Source organism: Brevibacillus sp. SAFN-007a (assembly GCF_051967035.1).
Taxonomy (GTDB): domain Bacteria; phylum Bacillota; class Bacilli; order Brevibacillales; family Brevibacillaceae; genus Brevibacillus.
This window is the reverse complement of sequence record NZ_JBQCKK010000006.1, coordinates 118347-135363: the sequence shown is the minus strand read 5'-3', so window position 1 is coordinate 135363 and position 17017 is coordinate 118347. Positions and strand designations below refer to the sequence as shown.

18 protein-coding genes are annotated in these 17017 nt (G+C 55.4%); all 18 read left to right on the top strand.

Translation table 11 applies throughout. From position 1 onward, the window contains the following. Nucleotides 1-69 precede the first annotated feature (69 nt). The 18 genes from fabF to ACTHO6_RS09740 all read left to right on the top strand — a co-directional run bounded on the left by fabF (nucleotide 70) and on the right by ACTHO6_RS09740 (nucleotide 16916). The gene (fabF, locus tag ACTHO6_RS09825) at nucleotides 70-1311 is read left to right on the top strand and encodes a beta-ketoacyl-ACP synthase II (protein ID WP_440241351.1); all 1242 of its coding nucleotides are present in this window, start codon (nucleotides 70-72) and stop codon (nucleotides 1309-1311) included. A gap of 39 nt (nucleotides 1312-1350) precedes the next feature. Further along, the gene (gene rnc / locus ACTHO6_RS09820) at nucleotides 1351-2052 is read left to right on the top strand and encodes a ribonuclease III (protein WP_440241350.1); all 702 of its coding nucleotides are present in this window, start codon (nucleotides 1351-1353) and stop codon (nucleotides 2050-2052) included. Nucleotides 2053-2297: 245 nt separating this feature from the next. Further along, the gene (gene smc, locus ACTHO6_RS09815) at nucleotides 2298-5870 is read left to right on the top strand and encodes a chromosome segregation protein SMC (RefSeq protein WP_440241349.1); all 3573 of its coding nucleotides are present in this window, start codon (nucleotides 2298-2300) and stop codon (nucleotides 5868-5870) included. A 135-nt stretch (nucleotides 5871-6005) separates the two neighbouring features. Then, on the top strand, nucleotides 6006-7013 hold the full coding sequence (gene ftsY / locus ACTHO6_RS09810) for a signal recognition particle-docking protein FtsY (RefSeq protein WP_440241348.1): 1008 nt from the start codon (nucleotides 6006-6008) through the stop codon (nucleotides 7011-7013). Nucleotides 7014-7156: 143 nt separating this feature from the next. Then, on the top strand, nucleotides 7157-7495 hold the full coding sequence (locus ACTHO6_RS09805) for a putative DNA-binding protein (protein ID WP_005834326.1): 339 nt from the start codon (nucleotides 7157-7159) through the stop codon (nucleotides 7493-7495). A gap of 10 nt (nucleotides 7496-7505) precedes the next feature. Beyond that, on the top strand, nucleotides 7506-8921 hold the full coding sequence (gene ffh, locus ACTHO6_RS09800) for a signal recognition particle protein (RefSeq protein WP_440241347.1): 1416 nt from the start codon (nucleotides 7506-7508) through the stop codon (nucleotides 8919-8921). 112 nt (nucleotides 8922-9033) lie between these two features. Beyond that, nucleotides 9034-9306, top strand: coding sequence for a 30S ribosomal protein S16 (gene rpsP / locus ACTHO6_RS09795; RefSeq protein ID WP_005834322.1), 273 nt, complete (start codon nucleotides 9034-9036; stop codon nucleotides 9304-9306). Between the two features lie 23 nt (nucleotides 9307-9329). Continuing rightward, the gene (locus tag ACTHO6_RS09790) at nucleotides 9330-9557 is read left to right on the top strand and encodes a KH domain-containing protein (RefSeq protein WP_440241416.1); all 228 of its coding nucleotides are present in this window, start codon (nucleotides 9330-9332) and stop codon (nucleotides 9555-9557) included. A 72-nt stretch (nucleotides 9558-9629) separates the two neighbouring features. Then, entirely contained in the window at nucleotides 9630-10058 is a 429-nt protein-coding gene (locus tag ACTHO6_RS09785; RefSeq protein ID WP_440241346.1) for a YlqD family protein, read from the top strand. Nucleotides 10059-10073: 15 nt separating this feature from the next. After that, nucleotides 10074-10592 carry a ribosome maturation factor RimM gene (gene rimM / locus ACTHO6_RS09780; RefSeq protein WP_440241345.1) on the top strand — a complete coding sequence of 173 codons (519 nt, stop codon included), beginning with the start codon at nucleotides 10074-10076 and terminating at the stop codon, nucleotides 10590-10592. A gap of 12 nt (nucleotides 10593-10604) precedes the next feature. After that, a complete protein-coding gene (gene trmD, locus ACTHO6_RS09775) occupies nucleotides 10605-11348 on the top strand; it encodes a tRNA (guanosine(37)-N1)-methyltransferase TrmD (RefSeq protein ID WP_440241344.1) in 744 nt (247 codons plus the stop codon). A 162-nt stretch (nucleotides 11349-11510) separates the two neighbouring features. Next, nucleotides 11511-11858 carry a 50S ribosomal protein L19 gene (rplS, locus tag ACTHO6_RS09770; protein WP_429778485.1) on the top strand — a complete coding sequence of 116 codons (348 nt, stop codon included), beginning with the start codon at nucleotides 11511-11513 and terminating at the stop codon, nucleotides 11856-11858. A 91-nt stretch (nucleotides 11859-11949) separates the two neighbouring features. Continuing rightward, nucleotides 11950-12513, top strand: a complete 564-nt coding sequence (gene lepB / locus ACTHO6_RS09765) for a signal peptidase I (protein ID WP_440241343.1) — start codon at nucleotides 11950-11952, stop codon at nucleotides 12511-12513. A 30-nt stretch (nucleotides 12514-12543) separates the two neighbouring features. Next, on the top strand, nucleotides 12544-13437 hold the full coding sequence (ylqF, locus tag ACTHO6_RS09760; RefSeq protein ID WP_440241342.1) for a ribosome biogenesis GTPase YlqF: 894 nt from the start codon (nucleotides 12544-12546) through the stop codon (nucleotides 13435-13437). Nucleotides 13438-13524: 87 nt separating this feature from the next. Then, nucleotides 13525-14301 (top strand): ribonuclease HII, encoded by a 777-nt coding sequence (locus ACTHO6_RS09755; RefSeq protein WP_440241341.1) that lies wholly within the window; start codon nucleotides 13525-13527, stop codon nucleotides 14299-14301. Between the two features lie 34 nt (nucleotides 14302-14335). Next, nucleotides 14336-16255, top strand: a complete 1920-nt coding sequence (locus tag ACTHO6_RS09750) for a hypothetical protein (protein ID WP_440241340.1) — start codon at nucleotides 14336-14338, stop codon at nucleotides 16253-16255. Continuing rightward, a complete protein-coding gene (locus tag ACTHO6_RS09745) occupies nucleotides 16252-16542 on the top strand; it encodes an EscU/YscU/HrcU family type III secretion system export apparatus switch protein (protein WP_440241339.1) in 291 nt (96 codons plus the stop codon). Before ACTHO6_RS09750 ends, ACTHO6_RS09745 begins: the two co-directional genes overlap by 4 nt. After that, entirely contained in the window at nucleotides 16539-16916 is a 378-nt protein-coding gene (locus ACTHO6_RS09740) for a YraN family protein (protein WP_440241338.1), read from the top strand. Before ACTHO6_RS09745 ends, ACTHO6_RS09740 begins: the two co-directional genes overlap by 4 nt. Nucleotides 16917-17017: the final 101 nt, after the last annotated feature.

Genomic DNA, 17017 nt, shown 5'->3' with positions numbered 1-17017 from the left:
GGGAGCAAACGTTGGGCATGAAGTGCAAGTGAGAAACTGACTGCTGACTTTCATATAGAGGTGATCGCAATGAAACGAAGAGTGGTGATTACGGGCGTCGGTGTCGTCTCCCCGGTGGGAAATGACGCGCAGACCTTCTGGAACAGCCTGCTGGAAGGAAAATCGGGCATTGACCGCCTGACTGCTTTTGACGCTTCGGATTATCCGACGCAGATCGCGGGCGAAGTGAAAGACTTCAACCCTGAGCTGTACATGGACAAAAAAGAAATACGACGTACAGACCGATTCGTTCAGTTTGGATTGGCTGCTGCCAAAATGGCGGTAGAGGATGCGAAACTGGAAATCACGCCAGAAAATGCGGAACGAGTGGGTGTATACATCGGGTCCGGAATTGGCGGGCTTTCGACATGGGAAGAGCAGCATTCCGTGCTGTTGGAAAAAGGTCCGCGCCGCGTGAGTCCGTTTTTCATTCCGATGCTGATTGCCAACATGGCCTCCGGTGCAGTCTCCATTCAATACGGGGCAAAAGGACCGACCTCCAGCGCCATTACCGCATGTGCGACCGGAACAAACGCGATCGGCGACGCCCTGCGTTTGATCCAGTTCGGTCACGCGGATGTGATGATCGCGGGCGGAGCGGAAGCGACGATTCGTCCGATGGCGTTTGCCGGCTTTTGCTCGGCCAAAGCGATGTCCACGCGCAACGACGAGCCGCAAAAAGCAAGCCGTCCGTTTGACAAAGACCGCGATGGCTTCGTCATGGGCGAAGGAGCGGGCGTCCTGATTCTGGAAGAGCTTGAGCATGCGAAAAAACGCGGGGCGAACATCATCGCGGAAGTGATCGGCTACGGCATGAGCGCGGATGCCTATCACATTACCGCTCCATCGCCCGGTGGCGAAGGGGCTGCGCGCTGCATGAAAAACGCATTGCGCGACGCGGGCATTGATCCGAGCGAGGTAGGCTACATCAACGCACACGGAACCTCGACGGACCAGGGCGATATCGCAGAGACGCAGGCGATTAAGGAAGTATTTGGGGAACACGCCTACAAGCTGGCTGTCAGCTCCACCAAGTCCATGACAGGCCATCTGCTCGGAGCGACAGGCGGTATCGAGGCCATTGCTACGGCTTTTGCGCTGCGCGATCAGGTGCTTCCTCCAACGATCAACCTGGAAAACCCTGATCCGGAATGCGATCTCGACTACGTTCCCAACCATGCGCGCATGGCGACCGTCCATGTGGCTGTTTCCAACACGTTTGGATTCGGCGGTCATAATGCAACGGTGGTCCTGAAGCGATACGAAGCATAAATGAGCCCTACTGAGAGAAAAGGTAGGCAGTCTCCTGGAATGGTGGTGAGGGTGATGAGTTTTGCACAGCTGCAAGAGAAGATCGGCTTTCGCTTTCACGATGAGAGCGTTCTGCGGCAGGCATTCACCCATTCTTCCTACGTGAACGAGCAACGCGGCAAACGTATATCAGACAACGAACGGCTGGAGTTTTTGGGAGATGCTGTGCTTGAGTTGACTGTTTCCCAGTTTTTATACAAAACTTTTCCGAAGATGAGCGAAGGCGAAATGACGAAGCTGCGGGCAGCGATTGTCTGTGAGCCTTCTCTGGTTAAATTTGCTGAACTGCTGAATTTTGGCGATCTCGTTTTGCTGGGAAAAGGGGAAGAGTTGACTGGTGGACGCCAACGACCTGCCTTGCTTGCGGACGTTTTTGAAGCTTTTGTTGGTGCCCTCTATCTGGATCAGGGCCTGGATGCCGTGTTTTCCTTCATGGAAAAATACGTCTACCCCAGAATCGACAAGGGTGAGTTTGCCCAGGTAACAGACTTCAAGAGCCAGTTGCAGGAATTTGTTCAACAGGACAATCTGGGAGACATCCAGTATCGCATTGTAGAAGAAAAAGGACCAGCTCACAACCGAGAGTTCGTATCGGAAGTGCTTTTGAACAATCGCTCGCTTGGCATCGGCTCGGGCCGCTCCAAAAAGGAAGCGGAACAGCAGGCAGCCGCGCGGGCATTGGTGAAGCTGGGAGAGAAATAAAAGCTCGAAAAAAGAGAGCTGCATCGTCTGCGGGCGCGGATGGTGTAGCTTTCTTTGTTCCGGCTCGAAAAAGCCGGGAAAATACTGCGTGGGCACAGCTTTCTATGATACACTTATTTCGATATGACCACGAAGTCTCGCGGTGGAGTAGCTCCTGTCTGGTACAGGGGCTCTTTTCGGATACCATCCGGTTGATGCCGTGCGCCACTGGCAGAGAGGATGGTTGGGTAAGGAGGACCGTAAGTATGTATTTGAAGCGCCTGGAACTGGCAGGATTCAAATCTTTTGCCGACAGGACGGAATTCGAGTTCGTCCCAGGAGTGACAGCGGTAGTCGGTCCGAATGGAAGCGGCAAAAGCAACGTTTCCGACTCGATCCGCTGGGTGCTCGGGGAACAGAGTGCCAAGTCGCTGCGCGGGGCGAAGATGGAGGATATTATTTTCGCGGGCAGCGACAAGCGCAAGCCCGTGAACTTTGCGGAAGTGACGCTTACCTTGGATAATACGGACCGATCCCTGGACGTAGAATATTCGGAGGTTTCCATCACGCGCAGAGTCTATCGCTCCGGCGAAAGCGAGTATTACATCAACAACAGATCCTGCCGCTTGAAGGACATTATGGAACTGTTTATGGATACAGGTCTGGGAAAAGAAGCGTATTCGATTATCGGTCAGGGAAAAATCGAAGAAATTCTCAGCACCAAGTCCGAAGATCGTCGCGGCATTTTTGAAGAAGCAGCGGGAATCGTCAAGTACAAGACCCGCAAGCGCGAGGCGGAGAAAAAGCTCGAAGACACCGAGCAAAATCTGGTTCGCATCCACGATATCGTCAGCGAGATTACCGAACAGATCGGACCCTTGCAGGAACAGGCAGAGACGGCGAAGAGATACCAGGAACTGCATCGCCAACTGGTCGAGCATGAAGTCGCATTGTACGTGCAGCAGATCGAGGCCGCGCACCAAAAATGGGAGGCCGCGACGCAACGCGTGCAGGAGCTTCGCGAGCAGTTGATGACGCAGACGACGGAAGCATCCAAGCACGAAGCCGATTTGGAGCAGGCCCGTTTTTCTGTCACCCAAATCGACCAATCGATCGAGGAACTGCAACACGTTCTCTTGACGGTGAGCGAGGAGACGGAAAAGGTAGAAGGCCAGCGCGAAGTATTGCGGGAGCGGATGCGCAATTTGAGCGCCAATCGCCAGCAGACGATGGAGCAGATGCACAGGCTGACGGAGAAGCAGCACGCGCTGGAAGCGGAGCTTGCCGAAGAGCAGGAGCGTGCGCAGGAAGCCTATCGGCGGATGACGGAAGCCCACGCTTCCTTGCAGGAGGCAGAGGGGCAATTTTTCTCCATGGTGCAGTCGTTGACAGACGACGTGGAGCGCTTGAAGGGCGATTATTTTGAAAAGCTGAATGAAATGGCCAACTTGCGCAACGAAATTCGCCATCAGCAGCAGCTGGTGCAGACATCGCAGGCGCGTGTCGAGCGGCAGTTGTCCGGCAAGGAACAGCTGGATCTGGAAGAGGGGCAGCGTCAGGTGCGAATGGCCGAGCTGCAGGAGCAGTTGGCCCAAATCGAGCGCTCCCTTCAGGAGACGGCTACCCGCTACAAGCAGTTGGTGGACGGCTTACGCGATGGACAGGCGCGCATGGAACAGGTTCGCCGGGAACTGCGTCAGTTCGAGCAAAAACGGGAAGCGGCGAAGTCCCGCTTGGACCTCATCAAGGAAATGCAATCCGAATTTGCCGGATTCCAGCAAGGGGTAAAAGAAATTCTCAAGGCACGCGAGCGGGGCTTCAAAGGCATTCACGGCGCGGTAGCCGAGCTGGTTGTCGTGCCGCAGCAGTACGAGACGGCGATTGAGGTCGCCTTGGGCGGCGCGTTGCAAAACGTCGTGGTCGAGAACGAGGCGGCAGGGCGAGCGGCGATTGCTTATTTGAAGCAGCACAATGCCGGTCGCGCTACCTTTTTGCCGCTGGATGTCATCCGGCCGCGCACCTTGCAGGCTGGTGACCGGCAGCAGTTGGCAAAAGAAAGCGGTGTAGTCGGGATCGCCAGCGAGCTGGTTTCGTTTGAGGAAGCGTACCGCCCGATTTTGGAAAGCATGCTCGGCAACGTCATTGTGACGGAAAAGCTGGAGCAGGCAAACCGTGTCGCTCGTACGCTCGGCTATCGGTACCGCGTCGTAACGCTCGAAGGCGATATCGTCAACGCAGGCGGTTCGATGACAGGGGGTGCCCTGAAGAAAAACAGCACCAACCTGCTCGGTCGCAATCGTCAGGCAGAAGAACTGGAAGCGCACATGCGCGAAATCGAAGAGGCAATTTCTGGACATACTACGCGAATGGAACAGCTGGCGGGAGAGCTTGGCCGCATGGAAGAGGAGCAGGAAGCGCTCCGCTCGGAAGGCGAAGCCCTGCGGTTGAAGGAGCAGGAAGTCAAAGGGCTTTTGCAGCAAGCCGAGGCAGAGGGACGCTCGCTTGGCGAGCGGGCCAAGCTCGTGGAGCAGGATATTGCCGCCTACCAGAAAGAAATGGAAGAAGCGCTGCGCAAGCAAGAGCAGCTGCAAGCGGAGTTGGCCGTTCTGGAGCAAGAGGAGCAAAAGCTGAGCGAGCGGATCGCCGAAGCGGAGGCCAAGCGCCAGGAACAGTTGGAATCCAAGGAAGAAATGAACCAGAAAATTACCAGCTTGAAAGTCTTGAATGCGCAGGTGAAGCAGGAACACCAGTCCCGCCTGGAGCAGACGGAGCGCCTGCTGGAACAAAAAAGCTTGCTCCAGCGCGAATGGGAAGAGCAAAACGCGAATCTCGCCGCACTGGACGAGCTGGAGCGCACGAACGAATCGTCCGGGCTGGAGCTGGATCAGCGCATCCAAGAGCTGCGCCAGGATAAGGAACGGGTAGCCGGACTGATTGCCGAGCGCCGCAACGAGCGGGCGACGCTGTTCCACAAGCAGGAGCAGGTGGAAGTGCACGTAAAAGAAATTCGCCGCGAGGTCAAAGCGCTGGAGGAGAAGCTTCATCAGGAGGAAGTCAAGGTCAACCGCGGGGAGGTAGAGCTTGACCATCTGTTGAATAAACTCTCGGAAGAATACGAAATGAGCTACGATCTGGCGAAGCAAAAATACCCGCCGCGCGGAGAACTGCAAGCGGAGATGCAAGTGGTCGCCCAGCTGAAAAAGCAAATGGCTGCGCTTGGGACAGTCAATCTCGGAGCGATTGAGGAGTACGAGCGGCTTTCCGAGCGCCAGCAGTTTTTACGGGCGCAGGAAGACGACCTGAATGAAGCAAAAGACATGCTCTACCGGGTGATTCAGGAGATGGACGCGGAGATGTCCCGCCGTTTCAAGGAGACGTTTGAGGCGATCTCCGAGCAGTTCCGCGACGTGTTCGTGCAGCTGTTCGGGGGAGGGCGGGCCGATTTGCTCTTGTCCAATCCGGACAACCTGCTCGAAACGGGAATCGACATCGTCGCACAGCCGCCAGGCAAAAAGCTGCAAAACCTGGCCCTGCTCTCCGGGGGCGAGCGCGCGCTGACCGCGATGGCGCTGCTCTTTGCCATTTTGCGCGTCAAGCCCGTGCCGTTCTGCGTGCTGGACGAGGTGGAGGCGGCGCTGGATGAGGCAAACGTCAGCCGCTTTGCCGAATACATGCAGCAGTTCAGCAGCCAGACGCAGTTCATTTGCGTGACGCACCGCAAAGGCACGATGGAGAGCGCTGACGTCTTGTACGGCATCACGATGCAGGAGGGCGGCGTGTCCAAGCTGGTTTCGGTGAAGCTGGAGGACAGCGCCAAATTCGTCGAGTCTGCCTCCTGATGCCCCCTGATGCCTCCTAGTGCTTCGTAAGGTGCCGTCGCATTGTGCGGGCCCGCACGCAAGCGGGAGGAGAGGGGCGTCGACGCACGTCTCGATGAGAATGTTTGACAAGATTATCCGCAAAGGAAGATGAATATGAGCTTTTTCAAGCGTCTTCGTGACGCGATCGTCCAAAAATCCGAAGAGGTCACCCAGAAATTTACGGATGGATTGGCGAAAACGCGAGATTTGCTGGTGGAAAAAGTGGAGGATCTGGTCCGCCGCTACAAAAAAATCGACGACGATTTCTTCGATGAACTGGAAGAAATTTTGATTACGTCCGATGTCGGGGTCAGCACCGTCATGGAGCTGATCGACGATTTGCGGACAGAAGTGCGCAAGCAAAAAATCGAAAACGCCATGGACCTGCAGCCGATCCTGTCGGAGAAGCTCGTGGCCCTTTTGAAAAACGACGAGTCGACAGACAGGATGCTCAACGTCGAGGACGGACGGCTGAATGTCATTTTGTTCGTCGGGGTAAACGGAGTGGGTAAAACGACGACGATCGGAAAAATGGCGCACATGTTCAAGCAGCAGGGAAAAAACGTGCTGCTGGCCGCAGGCGATACGTTCCGGGCAGCGGCGATCGAGCAGCTGGAGGTATGGGGCGAGCGCGTCGGCGTGGATGTCATCAAGCAGCAGCAAGGCTCCGATCCGGCAGCCGTCATTTACGACGCGATTCAGGCCGCCAAATCGCGCAAGGTCGACGTGCTCTTGTGCGATACGGCCGGACGTCTGCAAAACAAGGTCAATCTGATGGAAGAGCTGGCGAAGGTGCGTCGCGTGTTGCAGCGCGAACTGCCCGGCGCGCCGCATGAAGTCTTGCTCGTCCTCGACGCGACGACAGGGCAAAACGCGCTGTCCCAGGCGAAGACGTTCGGACAGTCTGCCGGAGTGACCGGCCTCGTCCTGACCAAGCTCGACGGTACGGCAAAGGGCGGCATCGTCATCGCGATCCGCAACGAGCTGAACATTCCAGTCAAATACGTCGGCCTGGGCGAGAAGATGGACGATCTACAGCCGTTCGATCCGGAACAGTTTGTTCATGCGCTGTTTGCCGGATTGATTCAAAAAGAGGAAGCCGAAGAGCAGGAAAACGCGTAATCGTATAGATGTCTGGACCAAAAAAAAGATGTCAATAAAAAACCTTGACACTAGGTGTAGAATTAGGTACTATAATCTACGTGCTGTAAAGAAAAAGCCTTTACAGTTTCGAAACGAGTACCTCATAGCAAAGGATTGGTTTCATGCTAGAAAAGACCAATCAAGTCAATCTCTTGTTTGACTTTTATGCGCCGCTACTCAAGGGCAAGCAGCGAGAATATCTGGAGCTGTACTATCTGGATGACTTGTCGCTCGGAGAAATAGCGGAAATGCACGAGGTCAGCCGACAAGCTGTTTACGACCACATCAAGCGGGCAGAAAAGCAGTTGTTCGAATACGATCAGAAGCTGAATCTGGCACAGCGCCACGAGAAGCGGATGGAAGTGCTGGCACGAATGAATGAGCTTGTAAATGGGCTTGCAGAGAGCGAGACAAGAGACGAGCTGAATACTTTGCTCCACCAACTGTCAGAGATGGATTAGGAGGGCTCGCATGGCGTTTGAAAGCTTGGCCAATCGGCTGCAAAACGCATTTGACAAACTGCGCGGCAGAGGAAAGATCGACGAGACCGTCGTCAACGAAGCGATGCGGGAAGTCCGCCTTGCCCTGCTGGAAGCAGATGTTAACTTCAAAGTAGTAAAAGACTTCGTCGCTCGCGTCAAAGAGCGCGCAGTCGGCCAGGAAGTCATGAAAAGCCTGACGCCAGGCCAAATGGTCATCAAAATCGTGAACGAAGAGCTGATCTCCCTGATGGGCGGCAGCGTCGCTCAGTTGACGATGGCGCACCGTCCGCCGACCATCATCATGATGGCCGGTTTGCAAGGGGCGGGGAAAACGACCACGACTGGTAAGCTGGCCAAGTATTTGCAAAAGCAAAACAAGAAGCCGCTTCTGGTGGCAGCCGACATTTACCGTCCGGCTGCGATCAAGCAGCTGCAAGTTTTGGGGGAGCAGTTGGATGTTCCCGTCTTCACTCTCGGAGATCAGGTCAGTCCTGTGGAGATCGCTCGGCAAGCGATTGAGCACGCGAAAACCAACCACCTCGACGTTGTGATTCTCGATACGGCAGGTCGTCTGCATATTGACGAAGCGCTGATGGACGAGTTGAAGCAGATTCGCGAGGTTGCCAAGCCCGATGAGATTCTGCTCGTCGTGGACGCGATGACAGGGCAGGACGCCGTCAATGTGGCGGAGAGCTTCAATAGCCAGCTCGAACTGACTGGCGTGGTTCTCACCAAGCTCGACGGGGATACCCGAGGCGGTGCGGCGCTATCCGTCAAAGCGGTCACGGGCAAGCCGATCAAGTTCGCGGCGATGGGGGAAAAGCTGGATGCGCTTGAACCGTTCCATCCGGATCGCATGGCTTCCCGCATTTTGGGAATGGGAGACGTACTCAGCCTGATCGAAAAGGCGCAGGCGTCCGTGGATGAAGAAAAAGCGCGCGACATGGAGCGCCAGATGCGTCAAGGGGAATTTACCTTCGACATGTTCCTGGATTCCATGCAGCAACTGCGCAATTTGGGACCTTTCGAGGACATTCTCGGCATGCTGCCCGGAATGAACAAGATGAAAGGCAAAATGAACGTGGACGAGAAGCAGATTGCCCGCGTGGAAGCAATCGCCAAATCCATGACCAAGGCAGAGCGTGCCAACCCTGACCTTTTGAACGCCAGCCGACGCAAGCGCATTGCGAACGGAAGCGGCACAAGCATTCAGGAAGTGAATCGGTTCATCAAGCAGTTTGAGGAAATGAAAAAAATGATGAAGCAATTCACGGGCGTCGCCGACAAGATGGTCAAGAAGTCGAAGAAAAAAGGCGGCTTCGGATTGCCGTTCATGGGCAAAGGCGGAGGAAACAACCAAGGCGGCATGAACTTCCCCTTCAATTTCAAACCACCGTTCAAGTAAAGAGGCATGATCTCTTCGCGCCGCTGACTTGTCAGACAGCGCGATGGTTCAGATATAGAAGCACCAACGCAGATGTTTATCTCGCGTTGATCTATACAGGAGGTGACACAACATGGCAGTGAAAATCCGTCTGAAACGCATGGGTTCCAAGAAAGCTCCTTTCTACCGTGTAGTAGTAGCTGACTCCCGTTCCCCACGCGATGGCCGTTTCATTGAAGAAATCGGTTATTACAATCCGGTTGCTCAACCGGCAGTGGTGAAAATTGATACCGAAAAAGCGGTACAATGGATCCTGAATGGTGCAGCTCCAACTGATACCGTTCGTAACCTTCTCTCCAAAGAAGGCGTCCTCGCAAAAGTGCACGAAACCAAATACGGCAAATAAGTCGGTCATCTGGAGGTCTGATGATGAAAGCGCTGGTCGAAACGATCGCAAAAGCTCTCGTCGATCATCCGAATGAGGTTCGTGTGAATGCAGTGGACAAGGAGCGCACGCTCGTCTTTGAATTGTCGGTGCACCCTGATGATATGGGGAAGATCATCGGCAAGCAAGGACGAATTGCCAAAGCCCTGCGCACTGTCGTGATGGCGGCAGCCGTAGAAACGGACAAGCGCGTCACGGTTGAGATTGTTTGAGAAAAAAGGCTGGGAGCTTTCCCAGTCTTTTTTGATTGAGAGGAACGGATACGGCGAAAGGAGTGGCAGCTCATGCTCACGATTTTTCGGTCGGTACAGGTCAAACTCATCATGACGGAAGCGTCCCGCGCTGTGCTGATTGACCAGTACAGCAGACAGCTTCGCCAGCAGCGCGAAGAATGGGAGCAATGGCAATTTCAATCGAAAAAAATTTTGGCCGAAGCGAAGAAAAAGTCGGCGGATACGTATGCGCTCGCCCAAGAAAAAATTGCCCAGGAAGAGCGACGGCGCAAGGAAAAAATCGCCCAGCTCTCCTTTGCCTTGCAGCAGGCAGAGAGTCTTCCCGAGGGCAGCGAGATGGATTATCAGACGGTGCAAAGTCCCGTCACGATCCAAGTAGGCGATGTGTGGGATGAAATTATGGCAGGAACGGAAATCATGATAAAAGACGGACGTGTGCATGAAATTCGACAAACGGCAGGGCAGGTCGCGGATCAATAGAAGGAGTGGATATGCGTGGGCAACCAAAAGTTTTACAGGGTCGGCAAGCTGGTCAATACGCACGGGCTCAAGGGAGAAGTGCGCGTCATTTCGACGACGGATTTCCCCGAGCAACGGTTTCGCAAAGGAAATGAGCTGTTTTTGTTTCACCCGTCTCTTTCGGAGCCATTGAAGCTGAAAATCGCGACGCGTCGCTCGCACAAGGACTTTGAGATTTTGAGCTTCGAGGGCTATGGACACATTAACGACATCGAAAAATACAAGGGCGGCGAGTTGAAAATCCCGGAAGAAGCGCTGATGGAGCTGGAAGCGGACGAGTTTTACATCCATCAGCTGATCGGCTGCGAGGTGGTCACAGACGAGGGGGAAGAACTGGGAAAAATCGTCGATGTGATGCAGCCGGGGGCAAACGACGTGTGGGTGGTAAAAGGACGGCGCGGGGAGATTTTGCTGCCGTTTATTGATGACTGCATCAAAGAAGTGGATATTGCGAACAAACGCGTGGTTTGCCATTTGATGGAAGGCTTGCTGTAGGAGGTGCTTCTGATGCGGATTGACATTGTTACGCTGTTTCCCGAAATGTTCGCGGGCGTTTTGTCCAGCAGCATTTTGGGAAAAGCCCGCGAGAAGAAGCTGGTCGACTTTCGTGTCACCAACTTTCGCGATTTTTCCGAGAGCAAGCATGGCACCGTTGACGATACGCCGTACGGCGGCGGCGGGGGGATGGTCCTCAAGCCCGAGCCGCTGTTTCGCGCGGTAGAGGCACTCGCAGGAGAAGGGAAGCCGCGCGTGATCCTCATGTGCCCGCAAGGCGTGCCGTACAACCAGAAGCTCGCCGAGGAGCTGGCCCGGGAGGAGCATCTCGTGTTCATCTGCGGCCACTACGAAGGCTACGACGAGCGCATCCGCGAGCATCTGGTCACGGATGAAATTTCCATTGGCGACTACGTGCTGACAGGCGGCGAGCTGGCTGCGATGGTCGTGATCGACAGTGTTGTGCGCTTGCAGCCGGGCGCTTTGGGAAATCAGACGTCAGCCGTTGAGGATTCGTTTTCGACCGGATTGCTCGAATATCCGCACTATACGCGGCCGGCGGAGTTTCGCGGCTGGAGGGTCCCGGATGTTTTGCTCTCCGGTCACCATGCCAACATCGAGCGCTGGCGCCTGAAAGAGTCGCTGCGCAGAACGAAGGCACGCCGTCCCGATTTGCTTGCGAAGCTTGCGCTGACGGATGAAATGAAACAGCTTCTGGCGGAGCTTGAGCAGGAGCAAACGGGAGAAAAATTGTAGAGCAGGCCTTGTAGTTTCCTGCCTGGTGTGGTAGTATAACTCTTGTGGCAATTTTGCCCGCTGACTAAGGCGGTCCGCTACTCGTATGTCGGCTCCTGTTTGGATGGCCGAGCCATATCTGGTGAGGCGAGTAAGAACGTCTATCGGAAGGAGGGAATTGAAATGAACCAAGTTATCCGTGAATTGGAAAAAGAGCAATTGAAACAGGATATTCCTGCGTTCCGACCTGGTGACACTGTTCGTGTACACGTAAAGGTTATCGAGGGTCAGCGTGAGCGTATTCAGCTGTTCGAAGGCGTAGTGATTCGCCGTCGCGGTACAGGTGTCAGCGAAACATTTACTGTTCGTAAGATCTCTTACGGCGTAGGTGTTGAGCGTACGTTCCCAGTGCACACGCCTAAGATCGACAAGATCGAAATCGTGCGTCATGGTAAAGTACGTCGTGCGAAACTGTACTATCTGCGCGATCGCGTAGGGAAAGCAGCTCGTATTAAAGAAATTCGTCGATAAGCGAAGCGCTTGAAAAGGGGACTGGTCTGCTTGCCAGGCCTCTTTTTTCCATTTTCAGGATGGGACGAGCTATCGTGGGAGGGCGTGAGTAATGAGCGAAGAAGTATCCTCCGGTCGCACAAAGAAAAATGAGCTATGGGAATGGACGAAGGCGCTTGGCATCGCCTTGATTCTCGCTTTGCTCATTCGAGCCTTTTTGTTCGCTCCGTTTATTGTCGAGGGCGAGTCCATGGAAACGACGTTACATAACCGCGAAAAACTGGTCGTAAACAAGGCCATTTACTATTTGCAGGAGCCGAAGCCGGGCGACATCATCGTGTTTCACGCAGAGAAGACGCGCGACTACATCAAGCGCGTGATCGCGGTGGCGGGAGATACCGTCGAAGTGAAAGACGATCAGTTGTACGTCAACGGCAAAAGGGTGGAAGAACCTTATCTTGCCCAACAGAAGGAACAGGCGAAACAACAGGGAGAGCCCTATTTTACGAATGACTTCCCGCCCGTCCAAATACCGGACGGCCATCTTTTTGTGATGGGCGACAATCGGCTCAACAGCCATGACAGCCGGGCAATCGGTCCGGTCGCTGTCAACACGGTGGTTGGCAGAGCGGAGTTTACGTTCTGGCCGATCGCAACGATTCGCATGACGAGATAATCGCAATAGCTTCGAGGTAGGTGAGACATCGTGACGATCCAATGGTTTCCCGGACATATGGCAAAGGCGCGCCGCCAGGTTACGGAAAAGCTGAAATTGATTGATGTGGTGATCGAGCTGCTGGATGCCCGGCTTCCTCTTTCCAGCCGGAATCCGATGATTGACGAGATTGTCAGTGACAAGCCGCGATTGATTTTGCTGAATAAAGCCGATCTGGCGGACGAGAAGGTAACCGAAGAATGGATGGCCTATTTCCGCAAAGAGGGTATTCGCACGTTGCCGATTGATGCCTTGAGCGGAAAAGGCGTAAACAGGCTGCCAGAGCTGTGCAAGGAGCTGGCGGCGGACATGCTCGCGAAGCGCAGCGAGCGCGGCATGCAGGGACGTGCGATTCGCATCATGATTTTAGGAATCCCGAACGTTGGAAAGTCGTCCCTGATTAACCGTCTGTCCAAGCGGTCGGTAGCGGCCACAGGCGATCGTCCGGCCGTTACGAAGGCGCAGCAATGGGTGAAGATGGGCGACACGCTTGAGCTGCTCGATACGCCGGGCATTCTCTGGCCCAAATTTGAAGACCAGATGGTTGGCCTGCGCTTGGCGGCGAGCGGTGCGATCAAGGACGAGTTGATTGACTTTACAGAGGTGGCGCTGTTTGTCATCGCCTATATGATGCACTACTATCCGGAACGGTTGATCGAGCGGTTCAAGCTGAAGGAGCTGCCGGAGGATCGCGTGGTCATGCTGGAGGAAATCGGGAAAAAGCGCGGCTGTCTCATTTCCGGCGGCAACATCGACTACGACAAAGCGGCGGAAATCTTTTTGCGCGAGCTGCGCTCAGGCAAGCTCGGGCCGATTTCCGTGGAACGCCCGATTGATTGGGAAATGGACGAACCGATCGGCAAGCCGCTCTCCCTTATGGAATAACGGAACACTTGGCGCATACGCACTCGAAAAGCCTGTCTATCGCTTGCCGGTAGACAGTTTTTTTCATGGAGAAGGAGAAATGAGTCAATGAATCTCGCGGATCTGTCGATAAAAGAAATACGGGCGATGATCGAAAAATTGGACGAGGTATCGAGTGATTTTTTACAATGTTTGCAAGCGGATAAACGGGCCGGGGTGCAAGCGCTGGCGAAGCAGGTAGAAGCCGCGATGGCTCGCCAGGCCAAGCTGGAACAGCTGTGGACCGAGATGAGTACATATGAGCGCGCGCTGTATGCCGAGGGACATCAGCACGTCTTTGGCGTGGACGAGGTAGGGCGCGGGCCTTTGGCGGGACCTGTGGTGGCCTGTGCCGTTTGCTTGCCGAAGGATTTTTATTTGCCGGGCCTGAACGATTCCAAGAAGATTCCGGCGGCTACGCGCGAGGCGTTTTACGAAGTGATTCGGCGCGAGGCCGTTGCCGTCGGAATCGGTGTTGTTGACGCTCGGCGGATCGATGCGATCAACATACTGGCTGCGACCAAGGAAGCGATGAAGGCAGCGATCGAAGACGCCGGAGTCCCCGCCGATGTGCTGTTGATTGACGCGGTGCAGCTGACAGGGGTGTCCTGCAAGCAAGTCCCGATCATTGGCGGCGATGCGAAAAGCGTGTCCATCGCAGCAGCGTCCATCGTGGCCAAAGTGACCAGGGATCGGATGATGACTGAATACGCCAGAGAGTACCCGCAGTACGGCTTCGATAAAAATGCGGGCTACGGCACAGCCGAGCATCTCGCGGCAATTGCCAGATACGGGCCGACGCCGCTTCACCGTATGACCTTTACAGGGGTGAGGGAGCAAGCCTGACAGAGGCCGAGCACGTTTTAGAGGAGGGGAGTCCATGTTTTCCAACTCGCCAATCATGTCGTCCATAGTGCCAAAGACGCCTTCTGCCAACGTCAAGCCGCTAGAGCTGACGCCAGGACAAGTATTCACAGGCACCGTGGTCAAGCACTACCCGGATCAAATGGCGCTGGTCCAGATCGGCGGCAGGCAGGTCCAGGCCAAGCTGGAAGCGAATCTCGAAGCGGGGCAAAAGGCGTGGTTGCAGGTTCAGCCTTCCAACGGAGTCGTAACCTTGAAAGTGCTGGACACGCCTGCGGAAGCGACAGGCAAGGAAGCATCGCTGGACAGCTTGATGCGTTCGCTCGGCATTGCGGAGACAAAAGAAAGCAAGGCCATCGTCCAGGCGCTCGTGAACGCCAATCTGCCTGTCACCAAGGAAATCGTCCAGGCTTTTTCGCAGGTGGCGCAGCGCATCGGGCTGGATGACAGCACAGTCGACGCGTTTCTTTTGGCGATGAAGCGGAATTTGCCGCTGACGCCCGATTCCGTTGCCGGATTGAAGGCGTTTGTGTCCGGCAAACCGCTGGGCCAGGCGATTCAGCAGTTTTTGCAGGAAGCGACGCTCTTTTTGAACCAGGAAGAGAGTGCCGCCAAGCCGCCAGGGCAACCGGTCGTTGCGGGTACAGAAGCATCGGCTGGCACGATGGGCGCGGATGTTCGCCAAGTAGTCGGCCAGTTGAAGGAAAAGCTGGCGGCGCTGCCTCTGCTTTTGCCGACAGCGGAAAGCGCGGAAGATGTAGCTGTCTCCAACAAACCAGTCGCGCAAGCCAATGCCATCAGTCAAGGCACAGCGCAAGCGGCCGCAGGCAACGCCAGCCAGTCCACGCGCCAAACACTTTCTTCAAACGTTCAAGGGACGGCGCCCAACGCTTCTGTAGCTCCCGGATCAACAGGACTACAGGCGACGGGAGCGCAAGTGCCAGCCAGTCAGCCGTTGGACGGTACGGGAAAAGCAGCGACCGGCCTGCCAAGTGCTGCGCCGCTCACAGGGGCGGGGGAAGCGCCTTCCAGCGCAGCTTCGGCAAATGCCATGCGCCAAGCAGGAAATGTGTCTGAGCAGACAAGCTCCGTTTTCACAGCGGGAACAGCTTTGCAAGGGACGAAAAACAGCCAGCAGCCGTCTGGACTTCCCTCTCAGCCAAATCAGGGAGCGAATATCGCGCTGCCCGCTACAGCGAAGCCAATCGCGACTCCCGGCGAGCAGCAGGCGAATGGGGCGATGCAATCACACGTGACGGGGACGGTATCCGTATCAGGCTCGTCCTCCGCCAATCCGATCCTTGACCTGTTCCGACACCTGGGCATCAACCATGAACGGGCATTGATGGGACAGGCGTTTGGACAGCAGCAAGGGGCTTCCGGGACGCAGCAGCAGATCGAAACGGTTAAATCGCTGCTTTTGCAAATCAGTCAGTCGCCCGCGCAATCGGTGCCCACCGCGCTTCGCGAGGCTGCCGATCAGTTGCTGCAGCAAGTCACGGGACAGCAGCTGATGATGGTTCAGCCGGGCAGCCATACGCTGTCGCAAATCGTGCTGCAAATCCCGATTCGCCAGGCAGATGGCGAGGATACGGCTTTTGTGCAGATTGAATCGAAAAAGCAGGGAAGCGGCAAGCTGGATCCGGAAAACTGTCGCTTGTTTTTCCATCTGGAGTTGAGCGGCATGGGGACGACGATGATCGACGTCGGGATTGTGAATCGGATCGTGAACCTGCAAATCTTCAATGATTCTCCCTGGCTGGAGGCGTTGGTGCAAGGAACGAAGGAGCAGTTTGCGAAGCAACTGCGCGACGTGGGCTATCATTTGTCCGCCATGCGCATTCAGCCCGTACCGGACATGCAGAGCAAACCGGGGGCCAGTCAGTCCAAAGGCGCCATCCTGGCTGATTACGAAGGGGTGGATGTGCGCGTATGAACCCGTCCCCCTCTTCTGAAAACAAGCGCAAGCAGGCAGTAGCGCTCAAATACCAGGCAGGTGCCATGGAAGCGCCCAAAGTGGTGGCAAAGGGGAAAGGCTTCGTGGCCGAGAACATACTGAAAACGGCCAAGGAGCACCATATCCCCGTGCAGGAAGACCCTTCGCTCGTAGAAGTGCTGGGGAAGCTGGATCTGGACCAGCAAATCCCGCCTGAGCTGTATCAGGTAGTGGCGGAAGTTCTTGCGTTCGTGTATCGGCTGGACAAAGGGGGCGCGAAAAGATGACGAACCGCCGCAGGCTTCTCGGACAACAAGGCGAGCAGTTGGCGAAGCATTATCTGGCGCAAAAAGGTTACAGGATCATCGGGCAAAATGTTCGTACGAGGCAGGGCGAGATTGACTTGATTGCCCAGGATGGGCGGACGCTGGTCTTTGTAGAGGTTCGTACCAGGAGCAGTCTGGCCTGCGGCACGGCAGCCGAATCCGTGACATGGCGGAAAAAGCAGAAGCTGCGCGAACTGGCTGTGGCCTATTTACAGGCACAGCCGCAGCAAATCCCGTCTTTTCGCTTCGATGTCGTCGCGATTTTCCAGCCCGCCTTGACACTTCCAGGGGAACCGGCAGAGCCGACCATCGAACATTTTGTAGCGGCCTTTTAAAAAAACGGGCTTCAGACCATCGGGATAATGGGGATATGTCTACAGCAACGGTCGCTCCGCCTGCGTACACTGTACTGTACTCGACGCGATGAAACTCCTCC